The organism is Pseudomonas sp. P5_A12 (assembly GCF_056400685.1).
In genome coordinates this window covers 22,347-29,747 of record NZ_JBFUKU010000037.1, presented here as the reverse complement: position 1 = coordinate 29,747, position 7,401 = coordinate 22,347, and the positions used below count along the sequence as shown (strand labels likewise).

The window sequence follows — 7,401 nt, the reverse complement described above, 5'->3', positions numbered from 1 at the left end:
GGACAATCTGATCGAAGTGCGCGACCTGTCCGTCGAGTTTGGCGTCGGCGAGCGCGTGCAACGGGTGGTCGAAGGCGTGAGTTTTGATATCCGCCGCGGAGAAACTTTGGCGCTGGTCGGTGAAAGCGGTTCGGGCAAGTCGGTCACCGCTCACTCGATCCTGAGACTGCTGCCCTACCCGATCGCCCGGCATCCGACCGGTACCATCGAGTATGCCGGGAAAAACCTGCTGGACATGAGAGAGAGGTCCATCCGCCACATCCGCGGCAACCGGATCGCGATGATCTTCCAGGAGCCGATGACTTCCCTCAACCCGCTGCACTCCATCGAAAAGCAGATCAACGAAGTGTTGGGCATCCACAAAGGCCTGATTGGAAAAGTGGCGACCAAACGCACACTGGAATTGCTGGAGATGGTCGGCATTCCCGAGCCGGAAAAGCGTCTGAAAGCGCTGCCCCACGAATTGTCTGGTGGTCAGCGTCAGCGGGTCATGATCGCCATGGCCCTGGCCAATGAGCCAGAATTGCTGATCGCCGACGAACCGACCACGGCGCTGGACGTGACCGTTCAGCTGAAAATCCTCGAATTGCTCAAAGAATTACAGACCCGTTTGGACATGTCGCTGCTGCTGATCAGCCACGATTTGAACCTTGTGCGAAGAATTGCGCACCGCGTATGTGTCWTGCAGCGCGGTTGCATCGTCGAACAGGCATCGTGCGAGGAACTGTTCCGTGCGCCGCAGCATCCGTACACTCGGGAATTGCTGGCAGCGGAGCCCAGCGGCAAGCCGGCGACCAATGTTATCGGGCCGCCATTGCTGCAAGTCGAGGACCTGAAAGTCTGGTTCCCGATCAAGAAAGGCCTGCTGAAAAAGACCGTTGACCACATCAAAGCGGTGGACGGCATCAATTTCAGCCTGCCGCAGGGGCAGACCTTGGGGATTGTCGGTGAAAGCGGTTCTGGCAAATCGACGCTCGGCCTGGCGATTTTGCGGCTGATCGGCAGCAAGGGCGCGATCCGTTTTGAAGGCAAGCAGCTAGACTGCCTGACGCAGAACGAGGTTCGGCCGTTGCGGCGAGAGATGCAGGTGGTGTTTCAGGACCCGTTTGGCAGCCTGAGCCCACGGATGTGCGTGAGCCAGATTGTTGGCGAAGGCCTGCGGATCCACAAAATGGGCACCGAAGCGGAACAGGAACAAGCGATTATTGCGGCACTCAAGGAGGTAGGTCTGGATCCGGAAACCCGGAACCGCTACCCCCACGAATTTTCCGGCGGGCAACGACAGAGAATCGCCATTGCCCGGGCATTAGTGCTAAAACCGGCGTTGATTTTGCTGGACGAGCCGACCTCGGCCCTCGACCGCACCGTACAACGCCAAGTGGTGGAGCTGCTGCGGTCACTGCAAACCAAGTACAACCTGACGTATTTGTTTATCAGCCATGACCTGGCTGTCGTCAAAGCGCTGAGCCACCAGCTGATGGTGGTCAAGCAGGGCCAAGTGGTCGAACAGGGAGACGCGCAAAGTATCTTTGCCGCCCCCCAACATCCGTATACACAGCAGTTGCTGGAAGCCGCTTTCCTGGCACCAGCCACTGCGTAATAACCTGAAAGAGAGGAGCAACACATGGGTTTTCTCGCCGGTAAGCGCGTACTGATCGTCGGTGTCGCCAGCAAGCTGTCCATCGCATCCGGCATCGCTGCCGCCATGCATCGCGAGGGCGCTGAGCTTGCCTTCACTTATCAGAACGACAAACTCAAGGGTCGTGTCGAAGAGTTCGCACAGAGCTGGGGTTCCAGCCCTGAACTGTGCTTCCCGTGCGACGTGGCCAGCGATGAAGAAATCGCCAAGGTCTTCGTTGAGCTGGGCAAGAAGTGGGACGGCCTGGATTGCATCGTGCACTCCGTCGGCTTCGCCCCGGGCGACCAACTGGACGGCGACTTCACCGAAGCCACCACCCGTGAAGGTTTCCGCATCGCTCACGACATCAGCGCCTACAGCTTCGTGGCCCTGGCCAAAGCCGGCCGCGAAATGATGAAAGGCCGCAACGGCAGCCTGCTGACCCTGTCGTACCTGGGCGCCGAGCGCACCATGCCCAACTACAACGTAATGGGCATGGCCAAGGCTTCGCTGGAAGCTGGCGTACGTTACCTGGCCGGCTCCCTGGGCCCGGACGGCACCCGCGTCAACTGCGTATCGGCTGGCCCGATCCGCACCCTCGCCGCTTCCGGCATCAAGAACTTCCGCAAGATGCTGGCCGCCAACGAAGCGCAAACCCCGCTGCGTCGTAACGTCACCATCGACGAAGTCGGCAACGCCGGCGCCTTCCTGTGCTCGGACCTGGCGTCCGGCATCAGCGGCGAAATCATGTACGTGGACGGTGGCTTCAACACCACTGCGATGGGTAGCCTGGAAGAGTAATCTTCAGCTAGCCAAAAAAAACCCGCCGATTCTGGCGGGTTTTTTTATGCCTGAAATAATTACCTGGATCGACACGGTCAATTGTGGGAGCGAGCCTGCTCGCGAAGACGGACTGACCTTCAATATCGATGTTGACTGACCCACCGCTTTCGCGAGCAGGCTCGCTCCCACAGGGGGATTTTGTTTAGCCAATAGGCTGGATGAGGCAATTGGCAAACAGCTGCTGGATTGGCTGTGTGCGCTGGCTGTAACGCTGCAGCAACACTATTTCCCGGTAAAACGTCAGCTCGCCCAACGGGATGATCCTGACCTTCGCCCCATACTCCAGCCACAAGCCCGCCTCGGGCAGCAGCGATACGCCCAACCCGCATTCGACCATTTTCACAATGGCTTCCAGCTCATCCAATTCCAGCGCCACCTGCACGTCAATCTGCTGCTCACGCAAAAACCGCGTCACCAGTCGTCCGCCGAACGAATTTCGGTCATAGCGCACCTGCGGATGTGTTCGGAGGATCTGTAATGGGTCATCGCCCTCAAGGTCCATCGGCACGATCAGCACGAACGGCTCCCGGCGAATGACCTGAACCGACAACTCCTTGGGCAGCTCGAACGGCGGCTTGATGAGAATCGCCAAGTCCACCTCACCGGTGTCCACCTGACTCAATAGGTTCAGCGAAACACCCGGCACCAGTTTCGGCTCCAGCAACGGCGCCTGCTGCCTCAACCGCAACAACGCCTGGGGCAGCAATCCGGTCTGAGCCGTGGCCACAGCGCCAATCTTCAACTCACCGCGATATTCGCTGACGTCATCACTGATCGCCATGCGGCTGAAGGTGTCCAGCATCTCCTTGGCCATCGGCAATGCCCGCAGGCCTGCGGCGTTGAGTATCGCCTGACGCCCGGTGCGGTCGAACAGACGGATGCCCAGCGCCTGTTCCAGATTGCGCATTTGAGCGCTGACCGCCGACTGCGTGAGGCCAATGTGCATGCCGGCCGCAGCAAAGGTGCCGTAACGAGTGACGGCAATGAACGTTTTCAGTTCCCGCAGCATGACGGCCTCTATTGATCGAAATAATTTGCTCTCGACGCAAAAACTATCGTCTTTCAATCAAAAATCACAGCGCTAAACTCAGCTTCACACCTACCACCCTCCGAGGCCCGCCCTATGCAACTGTCCCCTTTTCACTTGGCAATTCCAGTGTATGACTTGACCGCCGCACGGAATTTTTATGGCGAGGTGTTCGGTCTGGAAGAAGGTCGCTCCAGCGATCACTGGGTCGATTTCAATTTTTTCGGCCATCAACTGGTGATTCACCTAGCGCCGAAAAATGCCTCTCAGGAAGCCGCGCACACCAATGCCGTGGACGGCCATAACGTGCCTGTTCCGCATTTCGGCGTGGTCTTRAGCATGAGTGAGTGGGAGGCCCTGGCGCAGCGTCTGACCGCGCTGGGCACGTCGTTCGTGATCGAACCGGGTATTCGCTTCCAGGGCCTGGTGGGCGAGCAAGCGACGATGTTCCTCTTCGATCCGTGCGGCAATGCGCTGGAATTCAAGGCCTTCAAGGACATCAGTCAGCTGTTTGCCAAGTGAATGCGTCCGCCTCGGCCAACAGCCCTTCGATTGAGCCGTGACTCAGGGGGTCGTATTCGATCTGGCCGAGACTGAAGCGCAGGTCGTTGGCGCGATGGGCCGAGGCATTACGCTCGGCGAGTATTTCTTCGAGCCGGGCCTTGATGGCGGCGAGTTCGACCGTGCCTGAACCCGTGAGCAACGCGACAAACTTATCGCTGCCCAGTCGACCGATGACATCGTTTTCGCGAAGGGCGATGCGCAGCACGTCAGCGAAGACTTTCAGCGCCTTGTCGCTCGCGGCCCGGCCATACAGGTAGTGCGTTCGCTTGAAGTCATCAAGGTTGAACAGCAATAACGTGGCCGGTTTCTCCAGTCGCTGACAGGCGTCCAGACCTTGTTCGGCCAGCGTGGTGAAACCGTGGCGGTTGGGGAGCAAGGTCAACTCGTCCATGCTTGCCATCTGTACGCCCGACAGTTCTTGTTCGGCCTTGCGCGCCAGGTCACGCAGCCATTCGCGCTCTTCCTGCGGGGAACGTAAAGGAACGGCCCCAACACCTGGTTTGACCGGTTTGCCTGGGATTAGCATGACTCACTCCCTCAACGGACATGGTCTTTAGAGTCGACCATACCTGCATTGACTCCGTGTTAACGGACCGCCGGTCAACTGCCCACCCGCGGACACGGCCCTCCCGCCTCCGCCCACAGCTTGAATTGCGTGACGAAGACGTCGTGAGGTACCGGCACCGGCGCCCGGCCCTCGCCGGGATTCCAGCCCCACAGCACCAACTTGTCGTCGCTGACATGCTTGATCAGTGCGGCGAAATCACGGTCGCCATTGCTGGCGCGGTCCTTGATCATCGCGCATAACTTATCGGCTGGCAGAGCGTTCCAGGCCATTTTGTGCGCCGCGGGCGGCAGGCTCCAGTGCGGTGCCCCCGGTGGCGCATGCGGCCCGTAACTGGCCGGCGGATTGGACTCGGCGTGACACGTCACGCACGGCAAACCGGCCGCGCCCTTGCCGTCCATCCCGCGCACCACGTTCATGGCGTGGGGAATTCCAGCATCGAATTGCAGCGGCGAATCGCCCGGAATATGACAGTTCTGGCAACGCGGGCTCTGGAAAACCTTCTGCACCGTATCGAAGGCCTTTATCGCTTCCTTGTCGTCCGCATACAGGTCCTCGGCGTAGCCCGCCAGGCCGATCAACAGCACCGCGCCCAGCATCAGATGTCGTTTCATCTCACACCCCCGACAGTTGCAGCGGCAGCTCGCGCAAGCGCTGCCCGGTCAGGGCAAATACTGCGTTGGCGACCGCCGGTGCGGTAGGCGGAACACCGGTCTCTCCGATGCCTCCAGGCTTGTCGCTGCTCGGCACGATATGCACCTCGACCAGCGGCATTTCGTTCAGCCGCAGCACCTTATAATCGTGAAAATTGGACTGCACCACCTGCCCGCCCCTTAAGGTCAGTTTGCTGTGCAAAGCGAAGCTGAGGCCGAAGGTGATGCACGATTCCATCTGCGCGGCGATGCTCTGCGGGTTGACCGCAATTCCGCAATCCACGGCGCACACCACCCGGTGTACGTGGATTTTCAGATTCTCCTGGGACACTTCGGCGACCTGCGCCACATAGCTGCCAAACGACTCGTGTACCGCCACGCCCACCGCGTGACCGTCGGGCAAGGGTGCGCCCCAATTGGCTTTCTCGACCGCCAGATTGAGCACGCCCAAGTGCCGCGGGTGGTTCTTGAGCAAGATTCTTCGGTATTCCACCGGATCTTTGCCGGCCGCCTCGGCCAATTCATCGATCAACGATTCCATGACAAACGCCGTGTGAGTGTGCCCGACCGAGCGCAACCACAACACGGCGATGCCGGTTTTCGGTGAGTGCAGCTCCACCTGGTGATCGGCCAGGTCTTCGAGGTAAGGGCTATCGGCGACGCCTTCGACCGAGGTCTTATCGACGCCACCCTTGACCATGCTCGCCTCCAGCGAGGTGTCGGCCATGATCGACTGCCCGACCAGCACATGCTTCCAGGCCACCGGCAAACCATCGGCACCCAGCCCGATATTGGCCTGATGCAGGAACATCGAACGGTAGTAACCGCCCCGAATATCGTCCTCACGGGACCACACGGTTTTCACCGGCGCGCCCGCCGCCTTGGCGACTTGCACCGCCTCAGCGACAAAATCGGAAGTGGGATTGGCTCGGCGCCCAAAACCGCCGCCGAGAAACTCGGTATGAATCTCCACCTGCTCGGGTTTGAGCCCGGTAATTTTTCCGGCGATCATTTGATCCAGCGTCTGAAACTGGGTGCCGGTCCAGATCTCGCATTTGTCCTGACTGATTTTCACCGTGCAATTGAGCGGTTCCATCGGCGCATGGGCCAGGTACGGCACGCTGTATTCGACGTTGATCTTCTTCGTTGCTTTGGCCAGTGCGGCCGTTGCATCGCCCGCCTTGCTGGCCGAAATACCTGGCGTGGCGGCCAGTTTGCGGAAACTCGAGAGCAGTTTCTGGCTGTCCAGGCCGGTGTTCGGCCCAAGATCCCAGTCAATTTCCAGCGCATCGCGCCCCAACTTCGCCGCCCAGTAATGATCAGCAATCACCGCAACGCCCGAGGGCACTTGCACCACTTTATGCACGCCCGGCACCGCCAGCGCCGCGGCACCTTCGAAGGATTTGACGCTACCTCCGAACACTGGCGGGCGGGCAACCATGGCGGTCATCAAACCGTCGAATTGCACATCCATGCCGAACTTGGCCTGACCGGTAATTTTCTCCGGCGTGTCCAGGCGCTTGGTGGGTTTGCCGATGATCTTCCAGTCCTTGGCGTCCTTGAGCTTGATCGAGGCCGGATCCGGCACCGGCAACTGGCCGGCGTCATCCGCCAGCTCGCCATAGGTGGCGCGCTGGTCGCCCGCGATGACCACGCCTGATTCGGTGCGGATCTGCGAAGGTGCAACATCGAACCGCTTGGCTGCCGCTTCGACCAACATCAGGCGTGCTGCCGCCCCGGCCAAACGGTAGCGGTCGAACTCCATCCAGGTCGAGGTCGAACCACCGGTGATTTGCATCCCGCCGAAACCGGCCATCCCGTATTCAGCGGCCGAGGCCGGTGAGTGTTCGACGCGAATTTTCGACCAGTCGGCGTCCAGTTCTTCGGCGATCAACATGGTCAGGCCGGTCCAGATGCCCTGGCCCATTTCCGAATGGCCGAGCAGCACGGTGACGCTGTTGTCGTTGCCGATCCGCAGGAAGGCGTTGGGCGCGAAAATATTGCCTTGATTCTCCGCGCCCAAGGCAAAGCGATGGGCTCCGGGGATGACAAACGCTACCACCAGGCCACTGCCCAACAGGGCGCTGCCCTTGAGAAAACCACGGCGCGAGACCGGGTGGATGCTGTTCAT

7 protein-coding genes are annotated in these 7,401 nt (G+C 60.0%); 3 read left to right on the top strand and 4 right to left on the bottom strand.

The window, feature by feature from the left end; all coding sequences use genetic code 11:
• The coding region (locus tag AC1DSG_RS08130) for an ABC transporter ATP-binding protein (protein WP_477790422.1) at nt 1-1,600 on the top strand (1,600 nt) is incomplete at its 5' end.
• 24 nt (nt 1,601-1,624) lie between these two features.
• The gene (gene fabI, locus AC1DSG_RS08125; RefSeq protein ID WP_452626208.1) at nt 1,625-2,419 is read left to right on the top strand and encodes an enoyl-ACP reductase FabI; all 795 of its coding nucleotides are present in this window, start codon (nt 1,625-1,627) and stop codon (nt 2,417-2,419) included.
• A gap of 184 nt (nt 2,420-2,603) precedes the next feature.
• Here the strand turns inward: fabI and AC1DSG_RS08120 are convergent, their stop codons facing one another.
• Complete coding sequence (locus AC1DSG_RS08120) at nt 2,604-3,470, bottom strand: LysR family transcriptional regulator (protein ID WP_477790421.1); 867 nt, start codon at nt 3,468-3,470, stop codon at nt 2,604-2,606.
• 114 nt (nt 3,471-3,584) lie between these two features.
• On the opposite strand from AC1DSG_RS08120, the gene AC1DSG_RS08115 reads away from it, so the two are divergent.
• Nucleotides 3,585-4,010 carry a VOC family protein gene (locus AC1DSG_RS08115; RefSeq protein ID WP_452626206.1) on the top strand — a complete coding sequence of 142 codons (426 nt, stop codon included), beginning with the start codon at nt 3,585-3,587 and terminating at the stop codon, nt 4,008-4,010.
• Here AC1DSG_RS08115 and AC1DSG_RS08110 read toward each other — a convergent pair.
• From AC1DSG_RS08110 to AC1DSG_RS08100, 3 genes are all read right to left on the bottom strand, one after another.
• Nucleotides 3,988-4,578, bottom strand: a complete 591-nt coding sequence (locus AC1DSG_RS08110; protein ID WP_477790420.1) for a GGDEF domain-containing protein — start codon at nt 4,576-4,578, stop codon at nt 3,988-3,990. The genes AC1DSG_RS08115 and AC1DSG_RS08110 overlap by 23 nt on opposite strands.
• 74 nt (nt 4,579-4,652) lie before the next feature.
• The gene (locus tag AC1DSG_RS08105) at nt 4,653-5,231 is read right to left on the bottom strand and encodes a hypothetical protein (protein WP_477790419.1); all 579 of its coding nucleotides are present in this window, start codon (nt 5,229-5,231) and stop codon (nt 4,653-4,655) included.
• 1 nt (nt 5,232) lies between these two features.
• Nucleotides 5,233-7,401: a xanthine dehydrogenase family protein molybdopterin-binding subunit gene (locus AC1DSG_RS08100; protein WP_477790418.1), complete on the bottom strand. Its 2,169-nt coding sequence runs from the start codon at nt 7,399-7,401 to the stop codon at nt 5,233-5,235.

Bases quoted from the DNA above. Each gene is read 5' to 3' on its own strand.
- AC1DSG_RS08100 (WP_477790418.1), bottom strand. From the start codon at position 7,401: ATGAACAGCATCCACCCGGTCTCGCGCCGTGGTTTTCTCAAGGGCAGC.
- fabI (WP_452626208.1), top strand. From the start codon at position 1,625: ATGGGTTTTCTCGCCGGTAAGCGCGTACTGATCGTCGGTGTCGCCAGC.
- AC1DSG_RS08110 (WP_477790420.1), bottom strand. From the start codon at position 4,578: ATGCTAATCCCAGGCAAACCGGTCAAACCAGGTGTTGGGGCCGTTCCT.
- AC1DSG_RS08105 (WP_477790419.1), bottom strand. From the start codon at position 5,231: ATGAAACGACATCTGATGCTGGGCGCGGTGCTGTTGATCGGCCTGGCG.
- AC1DSG_RS08120 (WP_477790421.1), bottom strand. From the start codon at position 3,470: ATGCTGCGGGAACTGAAAACGTTCATTGCCGTCACTCGTTACGGCACC.